Here is a 16311-nt window from a genome sequence, read left to right on the forward strand (position 1 = left end):
CGTTAAATATCTTCACGGATAATTGGACAACTCATACAACGCGGGCCTCCACGGCCTCGTGATAACTCACTCGACATGATTTCGATGACTTCGACCCCTTCTGAACGGAGCAGCTCGTTCGACACGTAGTTCCGGTCATACGTAACGACGACACCTGGGGCGATTGCGAGCGTGTTCGACCCATCGTTCCATTGCTCGCGCGCCGCAGCGATGGGGTCGCCCCCACCACATGGGATCAACACGATTTCCTCTAGGCCGAGAGCCGATTTCAACACTTTCAACAAATCAGTGTGTTGCGTGATGTGCAGCTCACCTTCCGCATTCAACGTCAGCTCGAAGATGTTCATCTTGCCGCCCGGTCCTTGGATGAAAGGATGGATCGTGAACTTATCGTGGTCGACCATCGTGAAGACGGTATCAAGGTGCATGAACGCACGCGACTTCGGAATCTCGATGGCGATGACTTTCTTGAACGTGCCCCCGTTCGCGAGCAAGTTGAGGGCAACGCGCTCGATTCCTTGGGCGGTCGTCCGTTCCGATATCCCGATGGCGACGACTTCTTTTGATAGGACGAGTTCGTCCCCGCCTTCCATCGCGAACCGATAGTCACGATCCGACCAGATCGGGATATCATGCTTCGCAAAGCGTGGATGGTATCTCATAATATATTGCGTGAACAGTGATTCGCGGCGACGCGCCGGTTCTTTCATGCGATTGATCGACAAGCCGTTCCCAATCGCCGCGGCCGGGTCGCGCGTGAAGTACAGGTTCGGCATCGGGTCGAGAAAGAACGGATACGTGTCCTCGATCATCTCGTGCAGATGACGGCGCTTTTCGCGCTTGATCTCGGTTTTACGGATACCGGCCATGACCGTCTCGATCAACTGTTCGTTATCATAAGCGAGTAAATACTCTTTGAGCGTCTCGTATGAACCGTTAATATTTGATTTTGATTCCGAAAGAATGTCGGCGACGAATCGTTCACGTACGCCAGGCAGCGATAGTGTCTCTGCCATCAAGTTTTCTAAATAGAGCACCTCGACGCCCCGGTTTTGTAGCACGCTCGCAAAGTAGTCGTGCTCTTTTTGAATGACCGGCAAATGTGGAATGTCGTCGAACAAGAGTCGTTCCAAATACTCCGGCGTCAAATTTTCAAGTTCGCGTCCTGGACGCTTCAATAGTACAGTCCTTAGTTCACCAATTTCTGAATACACGTGAATCGGATGTTTCAGCGTTGTATCCCGTGCGGTCAATTGATCCGTCATCGATATCATCTCGCTTCCTCCTAGTGATTCGGGTGTGTTTCTACCCTTACATTATCAACTTACCCGATTCCGAGGCGGGTAATTCCGACGTTCTGATTGTGGTCGATTTCACAAAAAAATGGATACAATATAAGTCAAACTGAATGAACAAACGGTTGTGAATCAATGAACAAGGAGAGAGCAACGGTTAGGATGGATACACGATGTATGAACTGTGAATAAAATCCATTATTTTTTCTTTTCAAATTAAGGTACGATAACGACAGGATACGAAAAATGACTTTAGAAAAGGAAGTGAGTCGATGGCCATCGAACGTACAGAACGCGCGCGTCATGAAGCCCAAGTGACAGCGCTCATCCAAAAAGGGGATCCGGTCGATTTCCGCGACGTGTTTTTAACACTTCACCCGGGTGAACAGGCCGACATCTTCATCGAACTTAACCAACCCGATCGGGCGTTTGTATACAGCGCTTTATCACCTGAAGAGTACACCGATTTATTTGAAAAATTAGAGCTCGATGAACAACAGCAGTTCATCCAAGAAATGCCACGCCCGTATGCGGTCAGCGTCTTAAACGATATGTTCTCGGATAATGCCGCCGACCTCATGACCGAACTTCCGGACGATTTCATGAACGAACTGTTCGAACAGATGGACGAGACCGAGGCGACCGAGGTCAAAGACTTGATGCGCTATCCAGATGATACGGCCGGTGCCATCATGACGACCGAGTTCATCGTGTTACAGGCCGACAAAACGATCGGGGCGACACTCGAAGAGTTGCGTGACCTCGGTCCTGAAGCTGAGACAATTTACTATTTATATGTAATCGATGTAGACCGACGTCTCGTCGGCGTTGTGTCGCTCCGTGATTTGATCGTTTCCCCGCTCGACCATCTCATCGCTGACATCATGGGGCGGCGGGTCGTTTCGGCCCACGTCATGGCCGATCAAGAAGACTTGGCCCGAACCGTCCAAAAGTATGACTTGCTCGCGCTCCCGGTCATCGATAGCGATGATCACCTGCTCGGCATCATCACCGTCGACGACGTCATGGACGTCATCGAACGCGAGACGACCGAAGACTTTGAAGAGCTGTCCGCGACGAAAGGCTCGTCTGACATCAACATGGGCCCGGTCGAGGCAGCGAAAAAACGTGCCCCTTGGATCATCAGCCTCATGTTCCTCGGGATGATCACCGCATCGACGATCGGTGGATTTGAAGATACGCTCGAGACGATCGTTTTGCTCGCCGTCTTCATGCCACTCGTCATGGGATCGGCCGGAAACGCCGCCACCCAGTCGCTCGTCGTCGCCGTACGTTCGATTGCGCTCGGCACGATCAATCGGAAAAATGTCGCCAAGATGATTCGCCGGGAGTTCGGAACCGGTGTCCTGCTTGGACTCGCCTGTATGGTCGTTATTTTCGGGGTCATCACGGTCCTGTACGATAGCGCCTTGATCGGCATAATCGTCGGCTTGTCGATTTTCGCCTCACTGAGCGTTGCCACGATTGTCGGTACACTCGTCCCGCTCTTGATCAACCGCCTGAAACTCGATCCGGCCGTGGCCTCGGGTCCATTCATCACGACGGTCGTGGACAATCTCGGATTGATCATCTACTTCACTGTCGCCACTTCATTGCTTCGCTTTTTCTGACACCTGACGTTTCAGGTGTCTTTTTTCGTGTGAGCTTTGTTACGGTTTGTTTACAAAAGCTATGATGGGAAATAATTATCGTGCCAGGCGGGTAATTACGAAAAGTACTTATAGATAAGAAGTAATACAAGGAGGGATAAATAGTGACGATTCAACAAGTTATATACATATTAGTGACCGGAGCCTTATTCATGGGACTCGTCGCTTACGTATCCTATCGCCTGACAAAAGGAAAAGTCGACAGCGCCGATGATTATTTCTTGGCTGGTCGCGGGCTGACCGGTCTCTTCATCGCCGGGTCGCTCCTGCTCACAAACTTATCGGCCGAGCAGTTGATCGGCTTGAACGGGCAGTCGTTCGCCGGCAACATGTCGGCGATGGCATGGGAAGTGACGGCCGGGATTGCCGCCATCATCATGGCACTATTCCTACTGCCACGCTTTCTCGGCATCGGGATCACGACGATCCCTGAGTTTTTAAGTCAACGCTATGACGAGGACGTCCGGCGCTTGACCGTCCTCTTGTTCTTGTTCGGTTACATGTGCGTCACGATTCCGTCGATGCTCTATTCCGGCGGACTCGCGGTCCTACAGCTCTTCGACGTGCCCGAACTGCTCGGGATCAGCTTTGAACAGTCACTTTGGCTCGTCATTTGGTTCATCGGTATCATCGGCGCTATCTACGCCATTTTCGGCGGCCTCCGCGCCGTTGCGGTGTCGGATACACTCAACGGCATCGGGCTCATCATCATCGGCTTCCTCGTCCCGACGCTCGGCTTTATCGCACTCGGCGACGGCAGCGTCGTCGAAGGGATGAAGACGATCGCGACGTCGAACCCTGAAAAGTTGAACGCGATCGGGTCATCGAACGACTCGGTGCCATTCCTATCCATCTTCACCGGAATGATTTTCGCGAACTTGTTCTACTGGGCGTTGAATCAATATGTCATTCAACGGGCTCTTGGGGCTAAAAACCTCGCCGAAGGACAAAAAGGTGTCCTCTTCACCGGTTATTTGAAGTTGCTCGTTCCGATCTTTATGCTGCTTCCAGGCATCATCGCGTTTCACTTATACGGCACGAACATGGACAAGGCAGACCTCGCCTATCCGAGTTTGATCGCCGATTTGTTACCGACGTGGCTCATGGGCTTCTTCCTCGCCGTCTTGCTCGGCGCGGTGTTCAGCTCGTTCAACTCATTGCTGAACAGTATCGCCACACTGTTCGTGCTCGACATTTATAAACCGAAGTTCAAACCCGATGCCTCGGACAAAGATTTGATCCGGGTCAGCAAATGGTTCGGGACGTTCGTCGCGCTCGTCTCGTTCTTCGTCGCACCGAACTTGATGTACGCGCCGGACGGTCTTTGGGACTTGATTCGCCGTTTCACCGGTTTCTTCAACATCCCGATTCTCGTCGTCGTCTTGATTGGCATGCTCGTCAAGCGCGTGCCGCCGATCGCCGCTAAAATCGTCATCGGCTTCCACGTCATCACGTACTACTTCTTAGTCTGGGGTATGAAACAGTGGTTCGGATTTGACCTTGGCATCAACTTCATCCACATCTACGGCATCTTGTTCGTCATCGAGACGAGTATCATGTTGTTGTTCGCCAAACTGCGTCCGATGCAACAAATCAAGCCGATCCGGATCGACCTCGGTCGGGTGAAACCTTGGCGTCATGCGATCTCGACGTCAATCATCCTCATCGCCTCGATGGTGTTCGTCTACTTCGTCTTCTCTCCGATTGGTCTTGCCTATGCGGACGGGATCGTCTCGGGCTGGTTCTGGCCAGCGACGCTGACATTGTTCGCCGCGACGAGCGGTCTCGTCTGGGTATCGTACCGGTACTGGCTCCCGAGATACGAGGTGTACTTGAACAACCTTGGAACGACCGAAACCGAGATCGAAGAAAAAGCGAGCGGCGGGTGACCTGCCTCTTTACAAAAACACCGTTCCTGCTGAAATGAATCAGTTCGAACGGTGTTTTTTCATCTGCAAAATCGCCTCACCATAAGAATGACACCTATCATTTTTCCATTATTTAGGTTAATGTGTAATGGTATGATTTACATACTTAGAAACGGAAAGGAACAGCCAAACGTCGGAGGTCCACTCATGAATACTAATTGGTCAGATTTTGAAATCTCATCCGCTTTTTCAGGCACATGTCTCGCTGTCCGAAAGCATGACCTATTAATCGAACGCCAACAAGGATATGCGAATCGTTCCGAACAACTGCCAAACCGTGACGTGACTCGGTTCGGGATCGCCTCTGGCTGTAAGTTGTTCACGGCGATCGCCATCTGTCAGCTCGTCGAACAAGGGAAGCTGGCGTTTACTTCGCTGCTCCGAGACTGTCTATCCCTTGATTTACCTAAGTTTGATACACGTGTGACAGTCGAAACGTTACTCACTCATACGTCAGGCATCCCGGACTATTTTGATGAATCCGTCATGGACGACTTTGAAGAGTTATGGCAACAACGTCCGATGTATCAGCTAAGACGATTGAGCGACTTTTTGCCCATGTTCCAGCAACAGTCAATGAAACATGAAATCGGCGAATTCCACTATAATAACGCCGGTTACATTTTGCTCGGTCTCATTGTCGAACAAGCGAGCGGATTGACGTTCTCGGATTACATCGAACAGTTCGTCTTCACACCGGCCGGCATGACCGACTCCGGTTACTTCTCGCTTGACGCCCTGCCTGCCGATACGGCGCTCGGCTATATCAACAATCCGGACGGTTCATGGCGGACAAACCAGTACTCTATTCCCGTCAAAGGCGGTTCGGACGGAGGGGCGTTCGTGACGGTGGCCGACATGGCCAAACTATGGGACGCGTTGCTCAGGCATCGTCTTCTCGGTCAACAGATGACAACGCGGTTATTGACACCTCACGTGACCGTCAATGACCGGGGCGGACATTACGGGTATGGCGTCTGGATTCAACTCGAACCTAACGAAGAGGTATTCAAATATCACGTGATGGGCTACGATCCCGGTGTCAGCTTCCATTCCGCCTATTACCCTGCTTTAGAAGTCACTTCTGTCGTCTGTTCGAACGAGTCAGAGGGGGCGTTTGATGTGATGAAAGCGATTGAAGTGAAAGTGGGTGCGTCTTGATGATCATCCGTCTTTACGATGAACGAGATTTTGAACAGATTCAAGCGTTGAACGAAGCTGAGGGCTGGCACCAGCTCGTTCGTCAAGATGAGTTGACAAAAGAAGCATGGCGCCGCTCGAACATCGCTTTCGTCATCGAGTCTGAAACGGGACACGTGATCGCCTATCTTCGCGGTTTGACCGACACAAAAGTCAGCCTTTACGTGTGCGAGTTGCTCATCGCTGCTTCGCACCGCCGGCTTGGCCTCGGGGAACGGTTATTGACACACGTCCATGCACTCTATCCTGAGACACGACTCGAGATGCTCGCGAGCGCTTCCTCGCATACGTATTATGAACGCTTGAACTTCCGCCCCTTCTACGGTTTTCGAAAAACGATTCACGAATAGGAGAGAATTTATTTGAAACTTGCCCTTGTCACCGGTGCGTCACGCGGTCTCGGCCGTGCTGTCGCCGAAGAACTGTCGAGACGAAACTACGACGTCATCAACCTATCACGCTCGCAATCACGCGATTTAACGTTCAAACATATCGAAGTCGATTTATCCGACGTATCGAGTACACTTCGAGCCCTTGACCAAATCAAGCCGTACATCGCTGACGCCACGTCGCTACTCATCATCCAAAATGCGGCGTTGATCGAACCGATTCATCGGGCCGGCCACCTCGACACGGAGCAGCTCACCGCTCACGTTCAGGCGAATCTGCTCGCCCCGATGCTGATCACGAACGCCGTCCTCGCTTACGATGTGCCCGTCTCGCTCATCCACGTGACGTCAGGTGCCGCCAAACGTCCGATCTCGGGGTGGAGCGCCTACTGCGGCACGAAAGCTGGACTCGACCACTTTAGTGAGACCGTCGCGCTCGAACTAGAAGGAACGAGACATCGCCTCGCCTTGTTCAACCCGGGCGTGATGGACACATCCATGCAACAGACGATCCGCGCGTCTTCACGAGAAGCGTTTCAAGATGTCGAACAGTTTCAAGCTTACGAGACGGAAGGAAAACTCCGCTCGCCTGAGACGGTCGGCCGCGTCCTCGTCGAGCAGTTGATCGACAAGCCGTTTGTCAATGGAAAAACGTATACCATCCACGACCTCATCTAATTTTCAACCAGGTATAAAAATAGACCAACCCTGTCTCGTTTGACCGGCTACACTAGAGTCAAATCAAATGAGAAAGGGTGGCGTGATGTATGAAGACTATAGCGGGAGGATTGCTGTTTTTCGGGATATTCAGCCTCGTGCTATCGTTCACGATGATTGGAGATATCGCGATCGTCGGAGCGTTGGTGAGCGGTGTGTCCCTGCTGTGTAGCGTCGGACTCTGGTTCGGTGCCACGGAAGTGATGCGTATGCGTATGGACATGAGCGAAGTCAAAAAAACGTCTTTCCCTTCTGAATAAGGGAAAGACGTTTTGGATTCAGTTTTGGTTATCGGTCTCATCTTCAAAGTCATCATCGGCAAACTCTTCAAAATCGTACTCTTCGAAGTCTGCCTCATCGATAAAGATGTCACGATCATTGACGACGTGAATCGGGCCATTGGCCACATCGATTCGAATCGTCCATGCCCATGGAATGCGCAGTCGGCTATATACGCCCGTCCAGAATTCCATCGATTCTTGCTCGTATCGTTCGAACTCTGTCAGTAACTCTTTAAACGTTACTCCTGACAACTGGAAGTTTGATTCTTGGATTCGCTCGAGCGCGTTATGTGTCGCTTCAAGCTCCGCCGCGCGGACCATCTCTTCGGCAGTCGCCATTTCGAGAATAGTTCCATCTGGTGGCAGAATGTCGTATACGTTGAACAATTCGCCTTCTTCTACTTCTACTTCTTCATCAAACTCATAGTCGTCGTGCCGCATGCTTCATTCCTCCTCACTCTAATTGAATCTACTACATTGTACCATTCCACACCTCGTTATAACGAAACATTCGCGTATATATTTTCCAGAGTGGGTAATGATACAAAGGGAACAGATTTGCCATACAGAAAGGGGCCAATTTACAATGAACGACTCATTTCAAGCACTCGTGCTCGACAAGCGTGACGACCGACTCCATTCCGAGGTGACTGAGGTCGAGCTCGACTCACTACCTAAAGAAGAGGACGGCAACGTCCTCGTCGAGGTCCATTATTCGGCACTCAACTACAAAGACGCCCTCGGATTGACCGGATCGGGCAAAATCGTCAGCCATTATCCGTTCATCCCAGGCTGCGAATTTGTCGGGAAAGTCACCGAATCTGATCATCTTGATTTCAAGCCTGGGGACGAAGTCATCGCGACCGGCTTTGGCATCGGTGAGCGTCATTTCGGTGGCTTCAGCCAGTTTGCACAAGTTCCAGGAAATTGGCTCGTGAAATTACCGAAAGGCATGAACATGCGAGATGCCATCACGATCGGGACACCCGGACTGACCGCCATGTTCGCGATTGAGGCACTCGAACACGAAGGCGTTCATCCCGGTCAAGAAGTGCTCGTCACGGGAGCATCCGGAGGAGTTGGAAGTTTCTCGATTGCCTTGCTCCATAAACTCGGCTATCACGCCATTGCCTCGACTGGAAAAACAGATTCATCTTATTTAACTGATCTCGGTGCTGAACAGACAATACCACGCAGTGAATTGGAAGGACCCCCCCGACCACTCGCTCGCCAACGGTTCGATGCTGCGATCGACTCGATCGGTGGTAACACACTCGCAAATATTTTAAGCCAAACCCGATACGAAGGAACCGTCGCCGCTTGTGGACTAGTTGGAGGGCACGAACTTCCTGCGACCGTCTACCCGTTCATCCTGCGAGGCGTCCGTCTCGTCGGCATCGATTCGGTCATGCAGCCGGTCGCAAGACGAGTGACGGCGTGGGAGCGTCTACACGAGCTGATCGAACCGCACGTACTCAACCAGATGGTGCACGAGATCCCGCTCCATGACGTCCCGCGTCAAGCCGAGGCGATGATGCGCGGTGAGCTGAGTGGCCGGACCGTCGTCCGCATGAACGACTAAACGTCAAAGAAGGGCTGAATCCAACGATTCAGCCCTTCTTCTGTATGCTTGGTAATGAAATTCAAACGGCCGGTTCTTGGCCTTTTAATTTTTTCAGTTCTTCTAACAAGATATCCGATTCATTGAACGGGATCGCTTCGCTGCCGACACGTTCGACATGGTCGTGCCCTTTTCCGACGACGACGATGCGCTTGCCGTCGAGCGCTTGCACGGCCGCATGGTGCAACGCGTCTCTTCGTGCTTCAAACGTCACATAATGCGTGTCCGCGTCGATCCCTTCGAGCAGCCCGTCAATGATCTGCTTCGGATTTTCGGTTCGGACATCATGTACCGTCACAATCAAATCGTCCGAATAGCGGCTCGCGATGCGTCCCATCTCAGCCCGTTTCGTCGGGTCACGGTCTCCGGCCGCGCTCAAGACGACGACGAGCTGCCGCTCCCCTTTTTGTAAAGTGGACAGACATTTTTCAAGCCCGTCCGGTGTATGGGCGTAGTCGATATAAATCTCCGCATCTTCCGTGTCAAGCCGCTCGAGACGACCTTTCGGAAGTGTGAGCCCTGGAACATTATCGATAATCGCGCGAAGCATGAGCTCCGACGTCGAGACGAGACCGATGGCCGCGGCCAAGTTGGCAGCGTTGAACGATCCCATAAAGTGAACAGGTGCTTCGATTGTCATCGCGTTCATTTTGATGCGGACGGTGTGACCTAGCCAGATGACTTGAATATCGGCCGGGACGTCTGCGTGCGTACTGTACATGACTTTCCGCCGCGTCGGTGCGAATGCGGCCATCGTCTCGCTCGCCGGGTCTTCCGCGTTCAAGATGATGGCGTCGCCGTCCGTCGTTTCAACTTGTTCGAATAGACGCGCTTTCGCCCGTGCGTATTCATCCATTGAACGGTGGTAGTCGAGGTGGTCGTGCGTCAAGTTCGTAAACGCCGCCGCATGGAAGCGGACTCCTTCGACGCGCCCTTCCATCATGGCGTGCGACGATACTTCGACGACACAGTCGGTCACCCCGGCATCTGCCATTTCGGCCAAGATGCGGTGCAAGACGACGGCTTCTGGCGTCGTGTTAGGCGTCTTTAACTTCTTATCTTTATAACGGGCTCCAATCGTACTGACAATCCCGACCGGACGTCCTGATAAACGAAATAAATCATATGTTAACGTAGCAGTCGTCGTCTTCCCGTTCGTACCGGTGACGCCGTAAATTCGCATCCGATGGGACGGGTGGTCGTAAAACGCGCTCGCCACCACTCCGGCCGTTCGTTTCGTATCGGCAACGACAATGTTTGGCACCTCGAGGTCAAGCGGAGATTCAGAAATCACCGCGCTCGCTCCTTTAGAGACAGCGTCTTCGGCGAATTCATGTCCGTCCACCGTATAACCACGGATGCATATAAACAAATTCCCTGGACTGACCTTTCTGGAATCTGTTTCAATTCCGGTCACCCATGGATCACATTCGATATCATCCATCTCATTTCCTAGAATGGCGGATAAATGTTTCGTCCTCATGCTGTGTACTTCCTTTCTCATGGGTGTCGCTAGGTTAACAAACCTTATCGTCATGGTACTAGATTTTAGGCTGAAATAGAGATGACAAATATATTACTTCCCTCTTTCATAGGAAAACATACGTCTAACTAGAAAATTCCTAGCCCATAACGGGACTAGGAATTCATTTCGCTATCCGTGAACCGAAGTCCTTGTTCAGCGAAAGCACTCTTTAACAATCGAAACACACTCGGTCCGACACCATGCATCACGGCGATCTTCATTCTCGGATAAGCCGTGAGTTGTTCGAGCGTATCAGTAGAGGCGGCAGTGCGCGTTCTGCCGGCGCCGAACATTTGGGGAGTGGCGTCATCCGACTCCCTCTTCTCCTCCAAATTTCCGGTCGACCATCGGGAGGCAGGCGAGGATGCGCTCGATGCAAAACGTCCGCCGGGCTTGCTTCATGATGTCCCATGCGATTACTTGTTCCCCTTGTAGCTTCATCAACTTGACCCGTCGCTTCGAGATGATCCCGTGACGATCCACATACATCAATTCGACGACCCGGCCCATCCGCATCCAACGCGTCACTTCATCCTTCATCCTGCCCCCTCCTTTGTTACATTCATTATACAGAACATTTGTTCCCGTTTCTAATCTAAAGGTGTACGTTTGAGTAATTTCCCGTATGCTAGAAGAAACGAATCTTTTGTGAAAGGGGTACGCCCGTCATGACATACGTCATGTTGGCCGTTTTGGCCATCTTCTTATTTATTTCCATGATTTTTGCCGCCAAGGCGTTGCCGAACTTGAAAGACGTCTTATTCAACCGCGGAAGCTTGTTCGGTCAAGAGAGCGAGACCGTCACGTGCCCGAACTGTAAACAGACGTTCAAACGGGCACCGGGCAGTAGCCAAACCTGCCCCCACTGCTATCATTCATTTTGACCTAAAACACCCGAAGACCCGCATAAACGGTTCTTCGGGTGTTTTTGAATGTGCTCCGCGGTCAAAGTAACCGTTTACGGCGCGGTGATTAGTGAAATATAACCATTACTTATTTACCCGATTGACCACCGCGACCAAAACATGAGAGAACTGGACCCTCTGAAGGAGTTTACAATGTCATTTATTACCGACCGCGAATTGTACGAACGCATCCAACAAAAAGACGCCCTCGCTTTAGAACTCCTATACGACCGTTACGAACGCATATTATACGCCGTCACACTGCGTTTGACGACACGCCCTGACTTGGCGGAAGCCGCCCTCGTGACCGTGTTCACCGAACTTTGGCACAGTCACGTCTCATTTGATTTTTCCACGAGAACGGTTCGGTCCCATTTGCTCGCGAGCGCGCAACAATCGGCACTCCGTTTCGCTTAAAGTGCATGAAGTGAACTAGTGCGACCGTGTCTCCTGCACAAACCGCATCAACACCTCTAGTATTCCTTCCGCATAACTTCCCGCGGTCACACGATCGTGCTCAGACTTGGCTTGTTCCGTCCCGTTGCCGAGGACGTATCCGTTACCGACGTGCTTCAACATCGCCAAGTCGTTCCCACTGTCACCGAACGCATACGCTTCGCCCACTTGAAATGCACAGCGGGTACAGACGTAATCGACCGCGGCGGTCTTCCCGGCTCCGCGTGGGATGAAGTCGATATCATACGCCCCGACGGGATCTCCGGCGAGTGGATTGCAGCGACTGACGTTGACCGCGATCCCAAAATCACGAGCGGCCGTTTGGATGCGCTCTAGTTCGACTTCATCTTCACCGAAGTAATAATAGTTGTGCATCCACGCGTTCGTCCCCATGTTCGTCTGCGGCTCAATCGTGAGCGCATGGTGAGTGACGACCTGTTCGACACGGCGAGAGAAATCAGACGGGAACAGTGACTGGAAGTTCGAGTCTAGCTCGAGTTCTCCTGCAGTTGTGACATGGTATAACTCTGTCCCGAGGCTCGAGGCGATCCGATGCGGAAAGTAGCGCATGTCGGCCCGCCTCACCTTCTCAGCAATCGTCTCAAGCGAGCTCCCCGTCACCCACATCGTCGAAAACCGATGGGAGTGTTGCTCGAGAAAATCTTCAAGTCGCCGCAAGTGCTCGAGCTGTTCAGCCGTACACGCATGCGGGAAATACGTCTCGTCGAAATCAAAACAGACGAGCGTCCGCCCCTCGTTCGTAAATCGTTTCATGGTCATCCTCCTTGTGTCGTCATACCCCATCTCGTATAGTAAAAGGACGAAAGGAATGAGCGACATGAAAAATCGATTAAGTCGGTACTACTGTCAGTATAGCGGAATCCTGATCGGTTTCGCCCTCGTCTTCGCCTTTTTGTCCGGCGTGCGGACGTATCCGTTCTGGCATCAGTCGCTGTCAAACGGGCCCGCGCTTGTCATGACACTCGTCACGGCGGCGCTCTTCAGCTACGCGACACATCAGCTGCTCACCTACTTGAATTTACGACTCTTCCGTCAAATCGGGGATGCAACTTCCACGTGTTCACGTTGAACACGATGGTTACATACGACTGTTCACAAAATAGTCATATCAAATAGGCATCCATTTTACGGTTTCATCCGTTAGATCAATACAAGGGACTCCCTTCATGATTGACACTCCCACGGCTAAAGCCGCAAGCCCATCCCTTCAGGATGAGTGGGATTCCGAAGTGCTTGTGCGAACGCAGTCCATTTCTGTTTTGTCCGAGCCTTCAGATGAGGGTGTGCCATCACCCCTCCTGAGACAGACCCTATAGGTTCTCAGGCTGGTCGACTGTCACCATCGACCACAGGTGCGTATCGGATGTTCATCGCACCGACTAGATCTCTGTGTTTTTTGAATCCACACGGACAGGCGTACGTCCGGTCTTTCGCTTTGTTTCGTTCGCCGCAGGAAGGACAGGTTTGAGAGGTATAGGCCGGATTGACATATTCGACCTTGATCCCTTCGAGCTTTGCCTTGTACTCGATGAACAATGCCAAGCGATAGAACGACCAGGTGTGCAGGTTCTTGTTGTGTTTACGGCTTGTTCTTGCCGTCTGTCGGATGTTCGCCAGTTTTTCTAGGCGGATGACAGAAATATGGTTCTCTTGCGCGAAGTCGACGATCTCACGGCTCACCTTGTGATCTTTGTCTTTCATCCAGCGCTGTTCTTTGTTGTTCAGCTTCTTGATCGCATCCAGTTTCTTCTGTTGACCGAGCTCTTTCCGTTTCGCACGAAACTTGCGCTTCATATACTTGTTCTCACGCCCGTTCCCGAAGAACCGCGCCTTGCCACGATCTGTCGATGCGACGGCGGGGACTTTCAGGCCGAGGTCGACCCCGAGCACGTTGGTGCCCCCCTTCTCCGTCGTGAGGATCGTGACGGCGATCTGCGCGATCCACTTGTTCGATTTCTTCGTGATGCGGAGCGTTCCGAGCTTGTTGGCGAGGAGCGTGGCGTTCCGGTTGTCCGGGTCGACCATCTCGGCGCGGATTGCCGTCTTCTTGACCTTTCCGTCGATCATGATCGGGAAGGAGATCGACTCGAAGTCGAACGAGTAGTTTTGGTTGTTCCAGGTGCAGTACGGCTTCTTGAGGACAGGGACGACCTGGAAGTCCTTCTTCTTCGCCCTCCTGAACACGCTCTTCGCGTCTTGGATGGCCTGATTCTTGACGGCGCTGGGCAGGTCGGAACTCACGTTTTTGCTCGTCAGCTTTAAGCTTTCTCGAGCTTGCACCATGTCCGAGACGAGCTGGTTCGTCGTGCCGATGTAGGTGCGCATCATCCGCTTTAAGATCGATTGTTGCTCTTTTGTCGGACGAAGTTTGATGTTCACCGTCAATGTCTGCGACACGGTGTCACCCCCTTGTCTTTTGTTCCTCGACATAACGCTTGATGGTCTCACTGGAGACGCTTCCCTCCGTCGACACGAAGAAAGATCTCGTCCAAAGACTCGTGAGATGTGTGAGATGGGGAAACTCCTCTCGTAGTCGCTTCGACGAGACGCCTTTGATGCGCGCCATGATGTCAGACGGGCTGAGGGATGGCAACGCCGACAAGAATAGATGTGTGTGGTCCCGATCACACGCGATGGCGATGAGTCGAATGTCGAGCTCTTCGCAGACGTCACGGACGATCTCTTTGAATCGTTGCTCGAACGTATCGTCATCGAATAATTTTCGGCGATACCTCGGGCAGAACACGAAATGATATTGGATCATCGACACGGTGGTTTTGGTTCTTCTGTAATTGTTCATACGTTTATCGTATCATTAATTTTATTAGAGTGATACATTTTCTTGGGATAAGATCATACTTGTTGATTTCTGAAATTCCGACTAGCGGGACTCCGAAATCAAGCTCACGTTCATCCCACCACTAAAGGATTGGGCTTTCCCGTTCGCAAATTCTGTAAAGGAGAACGCCATGACTGATATTGAATTGTATGAGCGCGTCAGGAAAAAAGACAAGCAAGCGCTCGAAACACTATATGACCGCTACGAACGAATCTTGTACGCGTTCGTCATGCAACTGACGAAAGACCGCGACCTCGCCGAAGAAGCGATGCAAGAAGTCTTCATCAAGCTGTGGCGCGGCGGCGGTGTGTACGACGAGTCGAAAGGCAAGTTCAAATCGTGGCTGTTCACGATGAGCCGGCACGTCACGATCGACTTGATTCGAAAACGCAAACCCGATTTACAGCTCGATGAATCATATGCTGAAGCGATTCCTTCCCCGTCCCCTTCTGTCGAGACAGAGGTCGAGTGGCAAGAAGAACGGACCCAAATCGAGACGGCGATGGCCGAGTTGCCGGTCGAGCAACAAAAAGTCGTCCGGCTTATGTATTTCCAAGGTCTCAGCCAGCAGAAAATTGCCGACGCGTGCGACATCCCGCTCGGTACCGTAAAAGGAAGGATTCGATTAGCGCTGAAACAGTTACGAAAACATCTATCCCATGACGATATAGATAAGGAGGTGGAACGATGAACGCCTGTGACCAATTGATCGACTATTTCAACCAACATTTAACGGAAGACGAACGGATTCGCTTCGAGGCACATTTAGCAACATGCCAAACGTGCCAGGAAGAACTCGAACAACTCGAGGCACTCGTCGGAGGCGTCGCGTTCCTCTCTGAACCGACCGAACCACCGAGCGGCATGAAGGCTCGCATCCTCGACAACGTCTTTGCCGAAGACACAACTGAACCGAAGCTCGTCAAAGCCGAACCGGCTCCCGTCACACCGTTCACGGAAACCCGTAAGAAGCAGAAGTCTTCGTGGGGAGCGCTCGCACTCGCGGCCGCACTCGTCCTCTCACTCGTCGGTAACGGCTATCTGTTGATGAATCAAGACGAGCCGACCGCGATTACCTTGACCGATACGGTGCCACTCGAAGGCGAATCAGAAGGGGTCGCCTACTTGGCCGAACAAGACGGCGATCGCCAACTCATCGTCCAGACGAACGGCCTCGCACCGCTCGAGGCGAACGAAGTGTATCAAGTCTGGTTGCTCAAGGACGGATCTCCGATTCCGACCGGTGCGTTCGTCACAGACGATAAAGGCAACGGTACCGTCATCTATACGCTCGACTCGACCGAGTCAGCGACAGATTGGGACACGGTCGCCGTCACGAAAGAGCCTGAACGGGGCAATCAAACACCCGAGGGCGACATCGTGTTAAGTGCCAGTCTCTGACATAGAACCGGATGACTTTACGCGTGAAGCGTAGGTGTCATCCGGTTCTTTTTTCGTTATGAT

The 16311-nt window shown here is 52.1% G+C and carries 19 protein-coding genes; 12 read left to right on the plus strand and 7 right to left on the minus strand.

The window, feature by feature from the left end:
- Nucleotides 1-2: 2 nt before the first annotated feature.
- The gene (gene arcA, locus EVJ23_RS05740) at nt 3-1232 is read right to left on the minus strand and encodes an arginine deiminase (protein ID WP_131464961.1); all 1230 of its coding nucleotides are present in this window, start codon (nt 1230-1232) and stop codon (nt 3-5) included.
- A 335-nt stretch (nt 1233-1567) separates the two neighbouring features.
- Here arcA and mgtE point away from each other — a divergent pair, with 335 nt between their 5' ends.
- The 6 genes from mgtE (at nt 1568) to EVJ23_RS05770 (ending at nt 7459) form a co-directional block, all read left to right on the plus strand.
- A complete protein-coding gene (gene mgtE, locus EVJ23_RS05745; protein WP_131464755.1) occupies nt 1568-2926 on the plus strand; it encodes a magnesium transporter in 1359 nt (452 codons plus the stop codon).
- A gap of 143 nt (nt 2927-3069) precedes the next feature.
- Nucleotides 3070-4854 carry a solute:sodium symporter family transporter gene (locus EVJ23_RS05750; protein ID WP_131464757.1) on the plus strand — a complete coding sequence of 595 codons (1785 nt, stop codon included), beginning with the start codon at nt 3070-3072 and terminating at the stop codon, nt 4852-4854.
- Between the two features lie 186 nt (nt 4855-5040).
- Complete coding sequence (locus tag EVJ23_RS05755) at nt 5041-6054, plus strand: serine hydrolase domain-containing protein (protein ID WP_131464759.1); 1014 nt, start codon at nt 5041-5043, stop codon at nt 6052-6054.
- Entirely contained in the window at nt 6054-6443 is a 390-nt protein-coding gene (locus EVJ23_RS05760) for a GNAT family N-acetyltransferase (protein ID WP_070329157.1), read from the plus strand. Before EVJ23_RS05755 ends, EVJ23_RS05760 begins: the two co-directional genes overlap by 1 nt.
- Nucleotides 6444-6455: 12 nt before the next feature.
- Nucleotides 6456-7160, plus strand: a complete 705-nt coding sequence (locus tag EVJ23_RS05765; RefSeq protein WP_070329158.1) for an SDR family NAD(P)-dependent oxidoreductase — start codon at nt 6456-6458, stop codon at nt 7158-7160.
- Between the two features lie 89 nt (nt 7161-7249).
- Nucleotides 7250-7459, plus strand: coding sequence for a hypothetical protein (locus EVJ23_RS05770; RefSeq protein ID WP_070329159.1), 210 nt, complete (start codon nt 7250-7252; stop codon nt 7457-7459).
- Between the two features lie 18 nt (nt 7460-7477).
- Here EVJ23_RS05770 and EVJ23_RS05775 read toward each other — a convergent pair whose 3' ends face one another.
- Complete coding sequence (locus EVJ23_RS05775; RefSeq protein WP_070329160.1) at nt 7478-7921, minus strand: hypothetical protein; 444 nt, start codon at nt 7919-7921, stop codon at nt 7478-7480.
- Nucleotides 7922-8066: 145 nt separating this feature from the next.
- Here EVJ23_RS05775 and EVJ23_RS05780 point away from each other — a divergent pair, with 145 nt between their 5' ends.
- Complete coding sequence (locus EVJ23_RS05780; RefSeq protein ID WP_131464761.1) at nt 8067-9062, plus strand: MDR family oxidoreductase; 996 nt, start codon at nt 8067-8069, stop codon at nt 9060-9062.
- A 61-nt stretch (nt 9063-9123) separates the two neighbouring features.
- Here the strand turns inward: EVJ23_RS05780 and EVJ23_RS05785 are convergent, their stop codons facing one another.
- Nucleotides 9124-10638 (minus strand): UDP-N-acetylmuramoyl-L-alanyl-D-glutamate--2,6-diaminopimelate ligase, encoded by a 1515-nt coding sequence (locus EVJ23_RS05785; protein WP_330857364.1) that lies wholly within the window; start codon nt 10636-10638, stop codon nt 9124-9126.
- A gap of 294 nt (nt 10639-10932) precedes the next feature.
- A complete protein-coding gene (locus tag EVJ23_RS05790) occupies nt 10933-11166 on the minus strand; it encodes a hypothetical protein (protein WP_070329164.1) in 234 nt (77 codons plus the stop codon).
- A 128-nt stretch (nt 11167-11294) separates the two neighbouring features.
- Between EVJ23_RS05790 and EVJ23_RS05795 the strand changes: the two genes are divergently transcribed.
- Together EVJ23_RS05795 and EVJ23_RS05800 are read left to right on the plus strand one after the other, a co-directional pair.
- Entirely contained in the window at nt 11295-11510 is a 216-nt protein-coding gene (locus EVJ23_RS05795) for a zinc-ribbon domain-containing protein (protein WP_236633483.1), read from the plus strand.
- Between the two features lie 174 nt (nt 11511-11684).
- Complete coding sequence (locus EVJ23_RS05800) at nt 11685-11948, plus strand: hypothetical protein (protein WP_131464765.1); 264 nt, start codon at nt 11685-11687, stop codon at nt 11946-11948.
- A gap of 15 nt (nt 11949-11963) precedes the next feature.
- Here EVJ23_RS05800 and EVJ23_RS05805 read toward each other — a convergent pair whose 3' ends face one another.
- Complete coding sequence (locus EVJ23_RS05805) at nt 11964-12761, minus strand: HAD-IIB family hydrolase (protein WP_161567016.1); 798 nt, start codon at nt 12759-12761, stop codon at nt 11964-11966.
- A gap of 64 nt (nt 12762-12825) precedes the next feature.
- Between EVJ23_RS05805 and EVJ23_RS05810 the strand changes: the two genes are divergently transcribed.
- Nucleotides 12826-13077 (plus strand): hypothetical protein, encoded by a 252-nt coding sequence (locus EVJ23_RS05810; RefSeq protein ID WP_070329166.1) that lies wholly within the window; start codon nt 12826-12828, stop codon nt 13075-13077.
- A 251-nt stretch (nt 13078-13328) separates the two neighbouring features.
- Here EVJ23_RS05810 and EVJ23_RS05815 read toward each other — a convergent pair whose 3' ends face one another.
- Together EVJ23_RS05815 and tnpA are read right to left on the minus strand one after the other, a co-directional pair.
- A complete protein-coding gene (locus EVJ23_RS05815) occupies nt 13329-14405 on the minus strand; it encodes an RNA-guided endonuclease InsQ/TnpB family protein (protein ID WP_070329167.1) in 1077 nt (358 codons plus the stop codon).
- Nucleotides 14406-14409: 4 nt separating this feature from the next.
- Nucleotides 14410-14808, minus strand: coding sequence for an IS200/IS605 family transposase (gene tnpA / locus EVJ23_RS05820; RefSeq protein ID WP_083274143.1), 399 nt, complete (start codon nt 14806-14808; stop codon nt 14410-14412).
- 169 nt (nt 14809-14977) lie between these two features.
- On the opposite strand from tnpA, the gene EVJ23_RS05825 reads away from it, so the two are divergent.
- Together EVJ23_RS05825 and EVJ23_RS05830 are read left to right on the plus strand one after the other, a co-directional pair.
- Entirely contained in the window at nt 14978-15538 is a 561-nt protein-coding gene (locus tag EVJ23_RS05825; RefSeq protein WP_131457549.1) for an RNA polymerase sigma factor, read from the plus strand.
- Nucleotides 15535-16248: an anti-sigma factor gene (locus EVJ23_RS05830; RefSeq protein ID WP_131464769.1), complete on the plus strand. Its 714-nt coding sequence runs from the start codon at nt 15535-15537 to the stop codon at nt 16246-16248. Before EVJ23_RS05825 ends, EVJ23_RS05830 begins: the two co-directional genes overlap by 4 nt.
- Nucleotides 16249-16311: the final 63 nt, after the last annotated feature.

The sequence above is a fragment of the Exiguobacterium sp. SH1S1 genome (assembly GCF_004337245.1).
Lineage (GTDB): Bacteria > Bacillota > Bacilli > Exiguobacteriales > Exiguobacteriaceae > Exiguobacterium > Exiguobacterium aurantiacum_A.